Here is a 16,419-nt window from a genome sequence, read left to right as displayed (position 1 = left end):
GCTTAGTTTCGCGGTTCCATTTGATTTAGCCAGTCGAAATCCCGTACCGAAATCACGCCCGAAATAATGATCCCTGCAATGATAGCCCAGAGCACAACCGACACCCCGGTGGTGATCCATAACTTTTTCTTCATGTGATGCACTTCCGGGGCCCCTGAATGGGTGCCGGGAACGACCTCGCCCAAATCACCCTGGGTCTTGATGCGGATCGGCAGAATCACCAAAAGCGTCATGAACCAGATGACGGCAAACAGAACCAGTCCTGCAGTGATCGTCATGTGTACACCTCCGGTGTTTATACCTGTTCCAACTCGACCAGACAGCCGTTGAAATCTTTGGGATGCAGGAAAAGAACCGGTTTCCCGTGCGCCCCGATCTTGGGTTCACCGCTACCCAGCACCCGGGCGCCGGTTTCTTTCAGATGATCCCGCGCGGCAATGATGTCCTCGACCTCATAGCAAACGTGATGGATTCCACCGGCGGGGTTCTTCTCTAGAAAACCGTTGATTGGGCTGTCATCGCCCATCGGATACAGTAATTCGATCTTGGTGTTGGGCAATTCGATGAACACAACGGTCACGCCATGATCGGGCTCATCCTGCGGCGCGCCAACCTTGGCACCTAAAGCGCTGCGGTACTGTTCAGACGCCGCCTCAAGATCAGGGACGGCAATGGCAACGTGGTTTAAGCGGCCAATCATGGAACTCTCCTACCTTCTGCGTTGCAGCGGTTATGGGGACAGATCAAGCAAAGAACAAGTGCGCCAAATTGCCGTTAACCCCGTGTTAGCCAGAAGTTCCTAGCGTGAAGCATCTGCTGAATAGGAGTTCTGCCATGGACGATTCGAGCCCCTTCGCCTCACCCGCGCAGCCGACGGCCACGCGGCCGCTGCTGGGACAAACCATTTTGGTTGTGGAAGACAGCCGCTATGCCTGCGATGCCATCCGCCTGATGTGTTTGCATTCAGGCGCGCGGATCAGGCGGGCCGATTGCCTGAAGTCCGCCCGGCGCCATCTTCAGATCTATCGACCTTCGGTGATCTTGGTGGATATGGGGCTGCCAGATGGCTCTGGCGCTGATCTGATTGCCGAACTGGCCATGACTACGCCCCGGATCGGAGCGATCCTGGGCATGTCAGGCGACGACAATTCAGAAACCCTTGCGACAGAGGTTAGCGCGGACGGGTTTCTTGCCAAACCGCTTAACTCACTGTCCTATTTCCAATCGTCTATTCTGAATTGTCTACCGGAAGACCGCCGCCCCTGCACGCTCCACGCCGTTCGGGATGAGGTGATATGCCCCGATCCTATGGCCTATCAGGACGACATGGCACATATCGCAGATGTTCTGGCCGGACCGAATGACCATCGGTCACTGGACTATGCGGCCCAATTCCTGCGCGGAGTTGCCCGTGATGCGGAAGATACGGTTCTGGCCGAAGCCGCCCAGCAGTTGGCAGCCTCACGCGCCGCTGGTATGCCCATCACCGCTCTGACAGCCCAAGTTGCGGGAATAGTGCAGGCCCGTCTGGAACAGCGCGAGGCTATCTGAAGTGACAACCGCATATCTAATTACCGCATCGCTCCTTTGTCTGTGGGCATACAGACAGACACGCGTCAGCGCGCGTGACATTCGGAACAGCCGCGAGAGGAAAAAGGACCATTTCCTGTAAACCCGCTAACAGCGAATTGGGAATGGGTTGAAAACAGAAAAACCCGCCACAGGCGACTGTGGCGGGTTTTCTATCAGTCCTGAGGGATAATCCGCAGGCCCAACTCCATCAGCTGGTCCGAGGCCGGGTCGGACGGTGCCTGCATCATCAGATCCTCGGCACGCTGGTTCATCGGGAACATCATGACTTCGCGGATATTGGCTTCATCGGCCAAAAGCATCACGATCCGGTCGATACCAGCTGCACAGCCACCGTGCGGCGGGGCACCATAGTGGAAGGCGTTGAACAGCGCGCCAAAGCGGGATTTCACCTCATCCGCGCCATAGCCAGCCAGCTCAAAGGCCTTCAGCATGATCTCGGGCTTGTGGTTCCGGATCGCGCCCGAGACCAGCTCGTATCCGTTGCAGGCGAGGTCATATTGATAGCCGCGCACATCCAGAGGATTGCCGTTCAGCGCCTCCATCCCGCCCTGCGGCATCGAGAAGGGGTTGTGTTCAAAGTCGATCGCACCGGTTTCTTCGTCTTGCTCATAGATCGGGAAATCGACGATCCAGGCAAAGGCAAAGCGGTCTTTCTCAGTCAGGTTCAGTTCATCACCGATCACATCGCGCGCCCTGCCGGCCACCTTTTCAAAGGCTTTCGGTTTGCCGCCCAGGAAGAACGCCGCGTCTCCGACGCCCAGACCCAGTTGCTGGCGGATCGCCTCGGTCCGTTCAGGGCCAATGTTTTTGGCCAGTGGACCGGCGGCCTCCATCCCTTCGCCCTGATCGCGCCAGAAGATATAGCCCATACCGGGCAGACCCTCTTTCTGGGCAAAGGCGTTCATGCGGTCGCAGAACTTGCGGCTGCCACCCGTCGGCGCAGGGATAGCGCGGATTTCGGTGCCATCCTGCTCCAACAGCTTCGCGAAAATCGCGAACCCAGACCCGCGGAAGTGGTCGGAGACCACTTGCATTTTAATAGGATTCCGCAGGTCGGGCTTGTCGCTGCCATACCACAGGGCCGCGTCCTTGTAGGAAATCTGCGGCCAGTCCTGATCGACTTTACGGCCGCCGCCGAACTCTTCGAACACGCCGGTCAGAACGGGCTGAATCGTGTCGAATACGTCCTGCTGCTCGACAAACGACATCTCAAGGTCAAGCTGGTAGAAATCGGTGGGTGAGCGGTCGGCACGCGGATCTTCGTCGCGGAAACAGGGCGCAATCTGGAAATACTTGTCAAAGCCCGACACCATGATCAGCTGTTTGAACTGTTGAGGAGCCTGCGGTAAGGCATAAAACTTACCCGGGTGAAGACGTGACGGAACGAGGAAATCGCGCGCGCCTTCAGGCGAGGACGCCGTGATGATTGGCGTCTGATACTCGCGGAAGCCCTGATCCCACATCCGGCGGCGCATCGAGGCAACAACGTCCGAGCGCAAGGTCATATTCTGCTGCATCACTTCGCGGCGCAGGTCTAGATAGCGATAGCGCAGGCGCGTTTCCTCAGGGTATTCCTGATCGCCGAACACCATCAGCGGCAGCTCGTCAGCGGCGCCCAGTACTTCCAACTCGCGCACGTAAACTTCGATCTCGCCCGTGGGCAATTTCGCGTTCACCAGATCAGCGGCGCGCGCTTTGACTGTGCCATCGATACGGATACACCATTCCGAGCGGACTTTTTCCAGTTCGGCGAATGCCGCGCTGTCGCCGTCGCACAAAACCTGTGTGACGCCGAAATGATCGCGAAGGTCGATGAATAGAACGCCGCCGTGATCTCGGACCCGATGCACCCAGCCAGACAGGCGAACGGTTTCACCGACATTGGCGGCGGTCAGAGCGGCGCAGGTGTGGCTGCGATAGGCGTGCATGGATCATATCCCTTCGGGCGCAGAATTGGTCGGGCCGATACACCGCGTCAGACTGGGAAAGTCAAGGCAAGTCGCACCGTCAAAACGGCCTTTGCACGTTGCCTGAGTAGAAATAGATGCCCAGACCCACCGCAAAGATGATGTTCCCCGCGATGGCATGCAGCAGAACCGCATAGAAAAACGATCCGCGTTTGCGATAGGCCCAGGTAAACAGCAACCCTCCGGCAAATGTCATCAGAGCTACGATCCAGCTCCAATACATCAAATGCGCAAGCGAGAAGAGCGATGCATTCAGCAGATAAGCTGTGCGTCCATTGGGCAGGATTGCGTGGTAGCGACGAAAGAACAGCGACCGGAACAGCAGCTCTTGCGGCAGGGCGGAAACGAATGGGTAAAACACCCAAATCATCGCCAGCAGCTCGGGTTGGTTGTGCAACAGGAAAAAGGCAGCTTCGGGACGGGTCAGTCGTACTAGCGCAACACAAAACAGGGTCATTCCCACAGCAAAGCCGGCGACTTCGGGCCAGGACCAGTTGCGCCAGTTATATCGCAATTCCGCCCAGGCAAATCCGTGCGTGAAATGCAACAACACGATCCCGATGGCCGTAAAGGTAAACAGCGATGGAAACATCCAGTTGGGCGGGAAAAGTACGGCGATCAGCACGGGTACGGCGATGAAGAACAAACCAAATTCCAGTCGCAACCAACGGGAAGGTGCTGCGGCTTCAGTCCAATCGGTTTGCCTGTTCACAGTACCGCCAGTTCCGCCCAGATCAGGCCTCGCAAGGAATTGCCCATCCAGAACCTTTCCGCGCTTTGCAGGTCGGTCATGGTCAGCACCGCCTCGCTGACTTTATTATTTTCCAGCAAGTCTTCGCGCAAGATCCCGGGAAGCAAGCCGGAGGACAAGGGCGGCGTCAGGCAACGACCATCGGGCATGTCCAGAAAGATGTTAGCGATGGTGCCCTCGCACACTTCGTCACGCTCATTCAGAAACAGCCACTCATCTACGCCCTCGGGCAGTGCCGCCCGGGCTCGGTCATAAACATCGCGCTGCGTCGTCTTGTGCTGCAACCAGATATCAGAGGCGGCAAGCTTCGTATTGGAAACTGCGACCCGCCAGACGGACGGGTTATCCGCCAGTGCACCAGTTGTCACGCCAAACCCGCCACTGATGTCCATCGTCAATCGACAGCGCAACGAGGTTGAACCCGCAACTTGGTCGAGCGTTGCAATCGCGCGCCCTGCATCGAAAGGAAGCCCCAATGCCCGTGCCGAACGCTCCATCCGGGCCAGGTGTTTTCCAACACGCACAAACCCGCTCTCTGACCGGTATGCCAGCGTTTCGATCAGACGGAAGTCAGGGTCAGCTGGTGGGCGAAACGTGCCTTCCATAGCGCTTCCTCATATTCGGATGGGGCTGTGCTGTCCCAGACAACACCCCCACCCACATTCAGCGTGGCCTTGTTGCCCTCGACCATCAGCGTACGAATAGCCACGTTGAACTCGGATCGCCCGTCTGGCGCGGCCCAACCGATAGCACCACAATAGATATCGCGTGGCCAGGGTTCGAGATCGGTCAAAATCTCCATCGCGCGAATTTTGGGCGCGCCTGTGATCGAGCCGCAGGGAAACAACGCGTTTAGGATATCGGAAAGTTCTGCCCCAAGATGCAGCTGTGCCTGCACCAGCGAGATCATCTGATGCACGGTTGCATATGTTTCGACCTTGAATAGCTCGGGTACCTTTACGGACCCCGGCAGCGCAACCCGGCTGATGTCATTGCGCAGAAGGTCAACGATCATGAGGTTTTCAGCGCGGTTCTTCTCGTCTCTCGACAAGAAATCGCGGCGGCGCGCGTCCTCGGCCATGTCTTCGCTGCGGGGTTGTGTGCCCTTCATCGGGCGGGTTTCGATCGTCCGATCTGCACCGGTGCGAAAGAACAACTCTGGCGAGCGGCTGAGCAAATCGGGCAAATCATCCTGCTGAACCAGCGCTCCGTGACCGACCGGCTGGCCCACAGCCAACGCCGCATAAAGCGCGGCGCTATCCCCTTGCAATGTCAGGTCAATGGGGAACGTCAGGTTGGCCTGATAGATATCCCCTGCCCCGATCGCATCGTGGACCAGCTGAAAGGCGCTTGCATATCTTGCCTCGTCCCAGCGCGGTGTGAATTCGGCAACACCGCCTAGGGGTGCGGGCAGATCGCATTGGCCTGGCGCATCATAGGCACCGAAACACAGCAGTGGCAGGCGGCGGTCAGTAGGCATCCGGTCCAACAGGCGGGGTTCCAACGCATATCCAAGCTCATAGCTTGCATAACCGGCCAGCCAGGCCCCATCCGCGCGTGCCTCATCCAGCGCCGCCAAAGCCTGTGGCACGTCTTCCGCTTTGTCTGCGCGGATCACCCGGTCTGGCCGTTCGAAATAAGTTCCCGATCCGGCCGGCCCCTGATCAAAACGAATACGCACGTGCATCCTCATTTGTCGTGCTGCGCGGTATAGACAATACGGCGGTAAGGGAAAGAGGGGAAAGCGGCAATTTCGCCCCTGTTTCCGATACCTCTTGAACCTTTTGGCGCGGTCCCTATAACGCAGAACAATTTGGGCACGCGGGCGGTGCCCTGACTCGCAGTTAACCGAAGGAAACAGGCTATGCCGAGAAGAACCGACATCCAGTCGATCATGATCATCGGGGCGGGCCCCATTGTCATCGGTCAGGCCTGCGAATTCGACTATTCAGGCGCACAGGCCTGTAAAGCCCTGCGCGAAGAAGGATACCGGGTCATTCTGGTAAACTCAAACCCGGCGACAATCATGACCGATCCCGGTCTGGCCGATGCCACTTATATCGAGCCGATCACGCCCGAAGTTGTCGCCAAGATCATCGAGAAAGAACGCCCCGACGCCTTGTTGCCCACAATGGGTGGGCAGACCGGACTGAACACCTCACTTGCACTGGAAGAGATGGGCGTACTGGACGAGTTCGGTGTCGAGATGATCGGTGCGACCCGCGACGCCATCGAAATGGCCGAAGACCGCAAACTATTCCGCGAAGCGATGGATCGGCTGGGCATCGAAAACCCCAAGGCCACCATAATTACCGCCCCCAAGCGCGACGACGGCTCCACCGATCTTGATGCTGGCGTCCAGATTGCCTTGGGCGATCTGGAAGACATCGGCCTGCCTGCCATCATTCGCCCCGCCTTTACCATGGGCGGCACCGGCGGCGGTGTGGCTTATAACCGCGAGGATTATATTCACTTCTGCCGCTCGGGCATGGATGCCTCGCCGGTAAACCAAATCCTCGTCGATGAGAGCCTGCTAGGTTGGAAAGAGTATGAGATGGAGGTTGTACGCGACACGGCCGACAACGCCATCATCGTCTGTTCCATTGAGAATATCGATCCGATGGGTGTGCATACCGGCGACTCGATCACCGTGGCCCCTGCCCTGACACTGACCGACAAAGAATACCAGATCATGCGCAACGGCTCCATCGCCGTTCTGCGCGAGATTGGGGTCGAGACTGGCGGTTCGAACGTACAATGGGCGATCAACCCCGAAGACGGCCGAATGGTCGTGATCGAGATGAACCCCCGCGTGTCGCGTTCGTCCGCGCTGGCGTCCAAGGCGACCGGGTTCCCAATTGCCAAGATCGCGGCCAAGCTGGCTGTTGGCTATACGCTGGACGAGCTGGACAATGACATCACCAAGGTCACGCCCGCCTCCTTCGAGCCAACCATCGACTATGTCGTGACAAAAATTCCGAAATTTGCGTTCGAAAAGTTCCCCGGCTCTGAACCTTACCTGACCACGGCGATGAAATCGGTGGGTGAGGCCATGTCCATTGGCCGCACGATCCACGAATCGATGCAAAAGGCGCTGGCTTCGATGGAATCCGGCCTGACTGGCTTTGATGAAGTGGAAATCCCCGGCCTGAACGTTGGTGTCTGGGACGAGGTCAGTGACAAAGTCGCGGTGATCAAAGCGATCAGCAAGCAAACCCCCGACCGTCTGCGCACCATCGCGCAGGCCATGCGTCACGGTTTGACCGACGATGAGATTTTTGGGGTCACCAAATTTGACCCTTGGTTCCTGGCCCGAATACGCGAGATCATCGAGGCCGAGCGTCAGTTGCGCAAAGACGGCCTGCCGGTGACCGAAGAAGGTATCCGCAGGCTGAAAATGCTTGGTTTTACCGATGCGCGCTTGGGCAACCTGACAGGCCGTGACGAAGGCAATGTACGCCGCGCCCGCCGCAATCTGGGTGTTAACGCAGTGTTCAAACGCATCGACACTTGCGCTGCCGAGTTTGAGGCGCAGACGCCCTATATGTACTCGACCTACGAAGCCCCTATGATGGGTGATGTTGAGTGCGAGGCGCGCCCGAGTGACCGCAAGAAGGTTGTTATCCTGGGCGGCGGACCCAACCGGATCGGTCAGGGGATCGAATTCGACTATTGCTGTTGTCACGCCTGCTTCGCACTGACCGATGCGGGCTATGAGACCATCATGATCAACTGTAACCCCGAAACGGTTTCGACCGACTATGACACTTCAGACCGGTTGTATTTCGAACCGCTAACTTTTGAACACGTGATGGAAATCCTGACGAAAGAACAGGAAAACGGCACGCTGCACGGTGTTATCGTTCAGTTCGGTGGTCAGACCCCGCTGAAACTGGCCAACGCGCTGGAAGAAGAAGGCATTCCGATCCTCGGCACCACGCCCGACGCCATCGACCTGGCCGAAGACCGCGAGCGGTTCCAGGCGCTTGTCAATGATCTGGGCCTGAAACAGCCCAATAACGGCATCGCATCGACCGACGAGCAAGCGCTGAAAATCGCCGAGGATATCGGCTTTCCGCTGGTGATCCGTCCCTCCTATGTTCTGGGTGGCCGCGCGATGGAAATCGTGCGCGATATGGACCAGCTGCGGCGCTATATCAACGAGGCCGTGGTGGTCTCGGGCGACAGCCCTGTGCTGCTAGACAGCTATCTGGCGGGCGCGGTTGAACTGGATGTCGACGCGCTGTGCGACGGCACGGATGTTCATGTCGCAGGCATCATGCAGCATATCGAAGAGGCCGGCGTGCACTCGGGCGATAGCGCCTGTTCGCTGCCACCTTACTCGCTGTCGAAAGAAGTGATTGGCCGGGTCAAAGAGCAGACCTTCAAGCTGGCCAAGGCGCTGAACGTTGTCGGCTTGATGAACATTCAATTCGCGATCAAGGATGATGATATCTACCTGATCGAGGTCAACCCGCGCGCCTCGCGTACCGTGCCCTTCGTGGCCAAAGCGACGGACAGCGCCATCGCCTCAATCGCCGCGCGTGTGATGGCGGGCGAGAAGCTGGCGGATTTCCCACTGCGCCCTGCATACAAAACCGTGGACGATACCAAGATCGCCGACCAGATGACGCTGGCCGATCCGGATATGCCGTGGTTCTCGGTGAAAGAGGCGGTTCTGCCCTTCGCCCGGTTCCCCGGCGTCGACACTATTCTGGGGCCTGAGATGCGCTCGACCGGAGAAGTCATGGGCTGGGACCGAGACTTTCCCCGCGCCTTCCTCAAAGCACAGATGGGTGCGGGAATGGTGCTGCCATCCTCGGGACGTGCGTTTATTTCGATCAAGGATGCCGACAAGACGCCTGCCATGCTTGAGGCTGCACAGGTTCTGGCCGCGCAGGGCTTTGCCCTTGTCGCCACCCGCGGAACGCAAAGCTGGCTGGCCGAGCACGGTATTGCCTGTGATCTGGTCAACAAGGTCTATGAGGGCCGTCCTGACGTGGCTGACATGCTTAAAGATGGTCAGGTACAGTTGGTGATGAATACCACCGAAGGTGCACAGGCGGTCGAGGACAGCAAGGCCATCCGGTCCATCGCGCTCTATGACAAGATCCCATATTTCACCACCGCCGCCGCCAGCCACGCTGCCGCGTTGGCGATAAAGGCGCAGGCCGAAGGTGATGTCGAGGTCAGGTCCCTGCAAGGCTGACCTTCTCCCACTACACCAGAATAAAGCAAAACCCCCGGTCCATGACCGGGGGTTTTTCATTTAGACAACCGGCTGCGGTGGTTTCTTGCGCCGTTCCTCCGGCAGGAAGAACACCATGTAAAACACGGGGGCAGCCACCATGGTAAGGACCGTGGCAAAGGCCAGACCTCCCATGATGGTCACCGCCATCGACCTGAAGAACGCATCCGTCAACAACGGAGCCATACCCAAAATCGTCGTGATTGCGGCCAGCATCACCGGGCGCAAACGCGAGACCGAAGCCTCGATGATCGATTCACGCAGCCCCTGCCCGGTTGCACGTACCAAATCGATCTCTTCGACCAAAACGATACCATTCTTGATCAGCATCCCCGATAGGCTAAGCAGTCCCAGTAGCGCCGTAAATGTGAACGGCAGACCCGTGCCCAGCAGACCGATCACCACTCCGTTTACCGACATCGGTACCAACAGCCAGATAATGATCGGCTGACGAATGGCGTTGAATATCAGCACCGAAATCAGAACCATGATCAACAGGCTCAACGGCAACTGACGACCCAGGCTTTTATTTGCATCGCCAGCATTCTCGAACTCTCCACCCCATTCCAGTCGATAGCCCGCTGGCAGCTCCATGCTTTCGATGGCTGTGCGGACTTCGGAATGAACCTGCGCAGCTGTCAAATCCGGCGGGATGTCGGCCCCTACCGTAATGGTCAGCACACGATCCCGGCGGTGAACCAGCGTATTGAGTGCCTTATATTCGAACCTGTCGACCATCTGCTCGATCGGCACGAATTTCTGCGACTGGTCCGAGAATACAACCTGATCCACGATCGAATAATCCCCGTCCACCGGGCGGCGCAAGATGATCGGAATCAGACGGTCGCGCTCGCGGAACACACCACCGGTGATCCCATCGGTCGAGAATTGCAGAGTCGCCGCGATATCTTCGCGCGACACCCCTGCGGTCTGCGCCCGTTCGGTCGCATAAATTGGCTGGACAGCCAGCCCTTGTTCGCGCCAGTCGTGATAGACGTTCAGCGCATTGGGCGAGGCCGCGCGCATCGTCTGCACAGCCTCATTCGCAAGTTGCCGAAGCACCGCCGGATCGCTTCCCGAGAAACGGGCCTGAATTGGATCACCGCCGCCAGGACCAAAGACCAGCCGCTTGGTGCGGAACTTGCCTTCGGGGAACTGCGCCGAGCCAAACGCCTCGAGATCCGCCCGCAAAGCCGGAATGTCATCCAATGTTTCCGTCCGGATGATCATGTGACCGTAGCTGGGGTTCGGTTTTTCCGAAGAGTAGGTCAACAAAAAACGAGTTGCTCCTTGCCCAACAAATGTCGTGACAGATACCACATCGTCCCGATCCGCCAGCCAGTTTTCGAAAACAGCCATATCCTCGGCGGTGCGCGCAATGGGTGTGCCCTGCGGCAGGTTGTAATGCACGAAAAACAGCGGTGTATTCGAGTCTGGAAAGAACTGTTGTTTGACCAAACCAAATCCTGCGAAACAGACCACGGTAATGCCCACCAGCATTGCAATCACCATCCAACGGAACCGCAGCGCCCAGTTTAGGATCGCGCCATAAACACGGAACATGATCCCGCCATAGGCATCAATTTCACCTTCTTTGCCCTGCTTGAAGAAATAGTGCCCAAGCATCGGAGTCACCGTCAGCGCCAGGGTCCAGCTCAGCAGCAGCGATATCCCGATAACAGCAAATAGCGAAAACAAGAACTCGCCCGTCGCATCAGGGCTAAGACCAATCCCGGCAAAAGCCATGATGCCAATCACCGTTGCTCCCAACAGCGGGATTTGCGTTTTGGCCGCAGCCTCATCCGCCGCATCACGCGAATTCTTGCCGCGCAGCATTGCAATCTGCATTCCTTCGGCCACCACAATGGCGTTGTCCACCAACATACCCATCGCGATGATCAAAGCGCCCAACGAAATTCGTTCCATCTCGATCGAGAACAATGCCATGAACAACAACGTGCCAACCACGGTCAGCAACAGAGTTGTTCCCACAACCACAGCCGCGCGCCAACCCATGAACAGGGCCAAAACCGCAACAACAATAGAGACCGACAGCGCGAGGTTCACCAGAAAATCGTTCGATGCCTGCTCAACAACGACGTGCTGCTGGTAAATCGGCAGGATTTCGACACCATAGGGGATCTGAGGATCCAACTCGGCAAATTTCGCGTCAGCACGCTTGCCGACCTCAACGATATTATCAGTCGAAAGCCCAGCGATACCCAGAGTGAAAGCTTCGGTCCCGTTGAACCGGATGATGACATTAGGATCGGTTAGGCGACCACGATGTACATTCGACATATCGAACAGGTTGATAACCTGGCCCTGCGATCCAACAGAAAGGCCAGCAATGGCGGAAACCGTATCGGACCCTTCGGCGGTTAATATCGCGGTCCGGCCATCTTCTGATCGCAATGACCCCGACGAGTTTACCGAGTCCGCATTTGTAATCGCGTCGGTAAGTGCCTGCAGAGGCACGTTCTGGTTCACCGAAATAGACAGGTCGGGTTCGATAAAGATCGCCTCTTGCGGCAGGCCCATCACCTCGACATCCGCGACACCGTCAACCGTCAGTAGTTCGCGCCGAAGAAATGTGGAAAGCTCATGTTTTTCAGCGTCCGAGAAGCCCTCGGCCGTGACCGCATAAAACAAGCCAAACACATCGCCAAACCCGTCATTGACCAGCGGATCACCCACCCCGGATGGCAGTTCCCGTGAGGCGTCACGGACCTTGGCGCGCAATTTGGTCCAGATCTCCGGCAGCTCGGTCCCATCATAGGCTGAGTTAATCTCGACCTCGATCAGCGAAAAACCGGGCTGGTTCACTGATGTGATTGTCTTGACCTCGCCCATCTGCTGGATAGCGGATTCCAGTGGCTCTGAAACCTCCAGCGCCACTTGTTCAGCCGTTGCCCCCGGATACTGGGTTGCGATGACGGCGTTTTTGATTGTGAAGGCTGGATCTTCCAGACGGCCAAGCGACAGAAATCCCCAGATACCGCCGAACAAGGCGATCAGGATGACCAGCCATGTATAGATAGGGCGATCAATGGATGCGCGTGCGATGTTCATCAATCCGCCCCTTAGTTGGCAAGACCGGTAAAGCGGCGCACCACCTGACCGTCAATCAAAACGTCGCCGCCGGCGACAACGATTTCTTCCCCGTCACTTAGGCCGTCCAGTACGTTGACATCACCGGTTTCCGTGGGCTCGATGGTAACAGGGACGCGGCGCAGTGTCCCTTGGTCAGCCCCAGTCGGAGAAAACACCATTACGCCCAGCGCCCCTTCGACATCGGCCACAATGGCTGTAGGCGGAACAAAGATTCCCCGTTTCTGGTCCTTGACCCGAACGGTCACAGTAGCCGACGAACCAGGCAGAATTTGCAGCCCTTCAGGCGGTGTCAGGCCAAATTGGATGCGGAAGGTTTGACCGACGCTTGAAGATTCAGCATCGAATTCGCGGATCTGAAGCGGGAAGACTTCGTCGCTCACCGGAAATTTCGCGGTGATGGTGATGTCATCCTGCTGGCCCGACCGTTGAAACAAAATTTCGGGTACGTCGACCTCAATCCGAAGTTCGGACATATCATGGATACGCACGATCGGGGTACCTGCGGAAACAGTGGTAAAGGCCTCGACCGCCCGGCTGGACACCAGCGCGTTAAATGGTGCCGTCAATGTCGCCTGTTCCAGGTCGTAAAGCGCGTCACGCACAGCGATATCAGCCAGTTGCGCCGCAGTCTCAGAGTCGTCCACAGCCACTTGGCTGGCCGCAGTTCCCCGCAGCCGAGACAGGCGGGCCAGGGTCCGATCCGCCTGATCTTTCTGCAGAACGGCACGATCATAGCGGCGCTGGAACGGCTCACGATCCAGCTCGGCGATCAGCTCACCCTTGGGGATGACAAATCCTTCAGCCACTGGCATTTCAACAATCTGTCCAGCCACCTGAAAGGCCAGATCAACCGTTTGCCGCGCAGCGACGCGACCAAAGAACTGACGTGTGAACCCAGGCGTGGTTTCCTTTACCACCATCAGCTTTACCGGCTTGGCAGCTTCTTCAGCCATGATTGAGCTGGAGAGAAAGATCAGGGCCACGCCCAAAGCAGAGATCAGTTTCATTTCTTCAGTCCCTCGGGAATTCCAGTTTTCAGTATGTTTTCCCGGATCTTCCGGGCCAGTCTTGCGAATTCTGCGGTTTCATCTTTGTTCAGTCCGGACGCGCGCTGAAACAGGGCGCCCGCTTGGGCTACAAGCATCTGGCGTGTTTCTGTGCCTTTTTCGGTCAAAACCAAAAGCCATGCACGGCGATCCTCTGGATCGCGTTCGCGTCTCAGATAGCCCGCTTTTTCCAAGGCATCGGCGGTCGACGTGATTGTCGAAGGAACTGACAGCATGTCAGCCGCCAAAACGCCCATGCGCCTGGGCTGATCCAATTTGATCACCATATGGCATTCCTGATGGCTCAGCTCTATTTCGATGGCATCGAAGCTCTCCTCGAGCTTCCAATAGAGCGCATACACACCCATCATCGCCTGCATCTCGGGGCTTAAGCGATGCAACAGAGTGTTATGATCATGGGCCATGGGATGATTCCTTGCAGAATTTGACGCGTATATACTTCGAAAAACGAACTATTCAAGAACTGAAGCTCAATTTCCAACCAAGCTTAACATTCCCTCGGGTCAATCTCTCTTGAACAATACCAATCATAACGGCATTTTAGGTGAATCCAGAAATCCAGGACCCAACATGTATACGCCAGCAATCACCGGCTCGGGTGTTTTCACGCCAGATAATGTCATTACGAATGCCGAGCTCGTTTCGGCCTTCAATGCATATGCCGACAGGATGAACACCCAGAACGCAGAGGCGATTGCCGCTGGTGACGTTGAGCCGATGCAGCATTCGTCTGAAGAGTTCATTCTGAAGGCCTCCGGAATCGAGAACCGCTATGTGATGGACAAAGCGGGCGTTCTGGATCCCGACGTGATGCACCCGCTGTTTCGTCAGCGCTCTGACGATGAACCTGGCATCATGACCGAAATGGCCGTTGACGCCTGCAAGAAAGCGCTGGCACAGGCTGGGCGCAACGGGGACGATGTTGATCTGGTAATCTGCGCGGCTTCGAACCATGAACGGGCTTATCCTGCAATCGCGATCGAGATCCAGCAGGCGCTGGGATGCAAAGGGTTCGGATTCGATATGAACGTTGCCTGTTCTTCGGCCACGTTCGGCATTCAGGCGGCGGCGGATATGGTCAGGTCCGGTTCGGTCAAATGTGCGCTTGTGGTAAACCCCGAGATTTGCACGGGCCACCTGGAATGGCGTGACCGAGATTGCCACTTTATTTTTGGTGACGTGGCAACGGCCACCGTGATCGAACGGATCGAGGATGCGACCGGACCGCATTTCGAGATTTTGTCGACCAGCTGCGCCACGGATTTTTCCAACAACATCCGAAACAATAATGGCTTCCTGCGTCGCACTCGGCCAGAGGGATTGACCGACCGCCGCGACATGCAGTTCATGCAAAACGGCCGTAAAGTGTTCAAAGAGGTTCTTCCAATGGTCAGCAAACACATTGCCGATCACATGGACGCCGAAGGGATCAGCAACGCCGATCTCAAACGTCTTTGGCTGCATCAGGCGAACAAAACGATGAATGATTTCATCGGTAAAAAAGTCATGGGCCGCGAGCCCGCCCCCGGAGAGCAGCCAAACATCCTGCAAGACTATGCGAACACGTCCTCGGCAGGGTCGATCATCGCATTTTCGAAATACTCGGACGATTTCACCGATGGCGAGATCGGTCTTATCTGTTCCTTCGGAGCGGGGTATTCCGTGGGTTCGGTAATCGTGAAACGGCACGGTTAAGACAACACTCCGCGCAACTACAAATTCGTACAAGAAAACCGGGCTCATTCTACCCGGCTTGGTTGTTTGATCCTTGTTTCAGCACTGGCATCACCCCGTCCGGCGGCAAGCGGCAAAAGCCCCAGCATGCGAGCGTTCAGATCGGGTCAAGCTTGACCTAGCATGTCATGAGTATCGGTACGCACACCAAACTGGATCAAGACACGCAGCTTCCCTTGCCTCAGCTCACGCTTTCTTCTTCCAGGTGCAGCTTCATTTCGATCAGAACATGCTGCAGCAGGCTGGTTTCCTTCAACAGGCGTTTGGCCTCGTTCACCGTGATGATACCGTCTTCGATAGCAGACTGGTATTCGGTCATAAGCATGGCAAAGCGTTGGCTCAACGCGATGACATCCGAATTCACACCTCCGGTGCGAGGAGCGTCAGTGTTGCGGCCATCATATGACAGCGTAATGTTCTTGAGGTCGGCCAAAGCTGACGTCACATGCGGAAAGTTGGCCACCGCCTCAAGGCGTGCAACTGCATCAACCGGCATGAACCGATCAGCATGCTCTGCATTATCTGAATAATATCGGCCAAGCGTGGCTTTGGATTTACCCGTGATCTCGCACGCGGACTCAATTCCAACGTCCTTGACCAACGCTTCGGTGTGCTTTTTGAGATAGGCCCCGATATCTGCCATGTTTTTACCTTTGCTACCTGCCTTCCCCACTACATCTGCCATTGCGGGGGAAAGGGAAATGAAATTTCCCATACCTGAGTCATAATTGAAATGCGATATGTTGGCTATCCCTCAGATATGCGAGGGTTTTGTGAGTGAGTGGCGGCAATAATGCCGGTAGCGAGTGATAGCGGGGCACATATTAGCCCCGCTTCGTTTAGGCCGCTTATAGGCCGAAGGCGTCGCTGTTGTGAGTGCAGGGGCTCCATCCCCAAAGAGCGTGAGCTCATCCCCTAACTGGACAACGGCGGCGTCGCTCATTT

The 16,419-nt window shown here is 56.9% G+C and carries 13 protein-coding genes; 3 read left to right on the top strand and 10 right to left on the bottom strand.

What is annotated here, in order from left to right:
- Window positions 1–2: 2 nt before the first annotated feature.
- Window positions 3–278, bottom strand: coding sequence for a DUF1467 family protein (locus AC2FIC_RS00375; RefSeq protein WP_142636598.1), 276 nt, complete (start codon window positions 276–278; stop codon window positions 3–5).
- Window positions 279–295: 17 nt separating this feature from the next.
- Window positions 296–700, bottom strand: a complete 405-nt coding sequence (mce, locus tag AC2FIC_RS00370) for a methylmalonyl-CoA epimerase (protein ID WP_282168947.1) — start codon at window positions 698–700, stop codon at window positions 296–298.
- Between the two features lie 134 nt (window positions 701–834).
- Between mce and AC2FIC_RS00365 the strand changes: the two genes are divergently transcribed.
- Window positions 835–1,551 (top strand): response regulator, encoded by a 717-nt coding sequence (locus AC2FIC_RS00365; protein ID WP_496690999.1) that lies wholly within the window; start codon window positions 835–837, stop codon window positions 1,549–1,551.
- 194 nt (window positions 1,552–1,745) lie between these two features.
- Here AC2FIC_RS00365 and aspS read toward each other — a convergent pair whose 3' ends face one another.
- The 4 genes from aspS to AC2FIC_RS00345 form a co-directional block, all read right to left on the bottom strand.
- Window positions 1,746–3,521, bottom strand: coding sequence for an aspartate--tRNA ligase (aspS, locus tag AC2FIC_RS00360; RefSeq protein ID WP_142636592.1), 1,776 nt, complete (start codon window positions 3,519–3,521; stop codon window positions 1,746–1,748).
- Between the two features lie 79 nt (window positions 3,522–3,600).
- Entirely contained in the window at window positions 3,601–4,272 is a 672-nt protein-coding gene (locus AC2FIC_RS00355; RefSeq protein ID WP_496691000.1) for a CPBP family intramembrane glutamic endopeptidase, read from the bottom strand.
- Complete coding sequence (locus tag AC2FIC_RS00350; protein ID WP_496691001.1) at window positions 4,269–4,916, bottom strand: aminotransferase class IV family protein; 648 nt, start codon at window positions 4,914–4,916, stop codon at window positions 4,269–4,271. The genes AC2FIC_RS00355 and AC2FIC_RS00350 overlap by 4 nt, the downstream gene beginning before the upstream one ends.
- A complete protein-coding gene (locus AC2FIC_RS00345; protein ID WP_142636586.1) occupies window positions 4,871–5,998 on the bottom strand; it encodes an aminodeoxychorismate synthase component I in 1,128 nt (375 codons plus the stop codon). Before AC2FIC_RS00345 ends, AC2FIC_RS00350 begins: the two co-directional genes overlap by 46 nt.
- A gap of 177 nt (window positions 5,999–6,175) precedes the next feature.
- On the opposite strand from AC2FIC_RS00345, the gene carB reads away from it, so the two are divergent.
- Window positions 6,176–9,520 (top strand): carbamoyl-phosphate synthase large subunit, encoded by a 3,345-nt coding sequence (gene carB / locus AC2FIC_RS00340; RefSeq protein WP_496691002.1) that lies wholly within the window; start codon window positions 6,176–6,178, stop codon window positions 9,518–9,520.
- A 60-nt stretch (window positions 9,521–9,580) separates the two neighbouring features.
- On the opposite strand, the gene AC2FIC_RS00335 is transcribed toward carB, so the two are convergent.
- Genes AC2FIC_RS00335 through AC2FIC_RS00325 form a run of 3 tightly spaced genes read right to left on the bottom strand, consistent with a single transcriptional unit; the run spans window position 9,581 to window position 14,144 of the window.
- Window positions 9,581–12,631, bottom strand: coding sequence for an efflux RND transporter permease subunit (locus tag AC2FIC_RS00335; protein WP_496691003.1), 3,051 nt, complete (start codon window positions 12,629–12,631; stop codon window positions 9,581–9,583).
- 11 nt (window positions 12,632–12,642) lie between these two features.
- Entirely contained in the window at window positions 12,643–13,680 is a 1,038-nt protein-coding gene (locus AC2FIC_RS00330; RefSeq protein WP_271949243.1) for an efflux RND transporter periplasmic adaptor subunit, read from the bottom strand.
- Entirely contained in the window at window positions 13,677–14,144 is a 468-nt protein-coding gene (locus AC2FIC_RS00325) for a MarR family winged helix-turn-helix transcriptional regulator (protein ID WP_185956678.1), read from the bottom strand. The genes AC2FIC_RS00330 and AC2FIC_RS00325 overlap by 4 nt, the downstream gene beginning before the upstream one ends.
- A 166-nt stretch (window positions 14,145–14,310) precedes the next feature.
- Here AC2FIC_RS00325 and AC2FIC_RS00320 point away from each other — a divergent pair, with 166 nt between their 5' ends.
- The gene (locus AC2FIC_RS00320) at window positions 14,311–15,435 is read left to right on the top strand and encodes a beta-ketoacyl-ACP synthase III (RefSeq protein WP_142636578.1); all 1,125 of its coding nucleotides are present in this window, start codon (window positions 14,311–14,313) and stop codon (window positions 15,433–15,435) included.
- A 220-nt stretch (window positions 15,436–15,655) separates the two neighbouring features.
- Here AC2FIC_RS00320 and AC2FIC_RS00315 read toward each other — a convergent pair whose 3' ends face one another.
- On the bottom strand, window positions 15,656–16,117 hold the full coding sequence (locus tag AC2FIC_RS00315) for a hypothetical protein (protein WP_142636888.1): 462 nt from the start codon (window positions 16,115–16,117) through the stop codon (window positions 15,656–15,658).
- Between the last annotated feature and the right edge of the window lie 302 nt (window positions 16,118–16,419).

Source organism: Ruegeria sp. CDSC079 (assembly GCF_059610505.1).
The sequence above is the reverse complement of the archived record's forward strand: the minus strand, read 5'-3'. Positions and strand labels throughout refer to the sequence as shown.

Coding starts and splice junctions, on each gene's coding strand:
- AC2FIC_RS00325 (WP_185956678.1), bottom strand. CDS start 14,144: ATGGCCCATGATCATAACACTCTGTTGCATCGCTTAAGCCCCGAGATG.
- carB (WP_496691002.1), top strand. CDS start 6,176: ATGCCGAGAAGAACCGACATCCAGTCGATCATGATCATCGGGGCGGGC.
- AC2FIC_RS00315 (WP_142636888.1), bottom strand. CDS start 16,117: ATGGCAGATATCGGGGCCTATCTCAAAAAGCACACCGAAGCGTTGGTC.
- AC2FIC_RS00375 (WP_142636598.1), bottom strand. CDS start 278: ATGACGATCACTGCAGGACTGGTTCTGTTTGCCGTCATCTGGTTCATG.
- AC2FIC_RS00320 (WP_142636578.1), top strand. CDS start 14,311: ATGTATACGCCAGCAATCACCGGCTCGGGTGTTTTCACGCCAGATAAT.
- mce (WP_282168947.1), bottom strand. CDS start 700: ATGATTGGCCGCTTAAACCACGTTGCCATTGCCGTCCCTGATCTTGAG.
- AC2FIC_RS00350 (WP_496691001.1), bottom strand. CDS start 4,916: ATGGAAGGCACGTTTCGCCCACCAGCTGACCCTGACTTCCGTCTGATC.
- aspS (WP_142636592.1), bottom strand. CDS start 3,521: ATGCACGCCTATCGCAGCCACACCTGCGCCGCTCTGACCGCCGCCAAT.
- AC2FIC_RS00335 (WP_496691003.1), bottom strand. CDS start 12,631: ATGAACATCGCACGCGCATCCATTGATCGCCCTATCTATACATGGCTG.
- AC2FIC_RS00365 (WP_496690999.1), top strand. CDS start 835: ATGGACGATTCGAGCCCCTTCGCCTCACCCGCGCAGCCGACGGCCACG.
- AC2FIC_RS00330 (WP_271949243.1), bottom strand. CDS start 13,680: ATGAAACTGATCTCTGCTTTGGGCGTGGCCCTGATCTTTCTCTCCAGC.
- AC2FIC_RS00345 (WP_142636586.1), bottom strand. CDS start 5,998: ATGCACGTGCGTATTCGTTTTGATCAGGGGCCGGCCGGATCGGGAACT.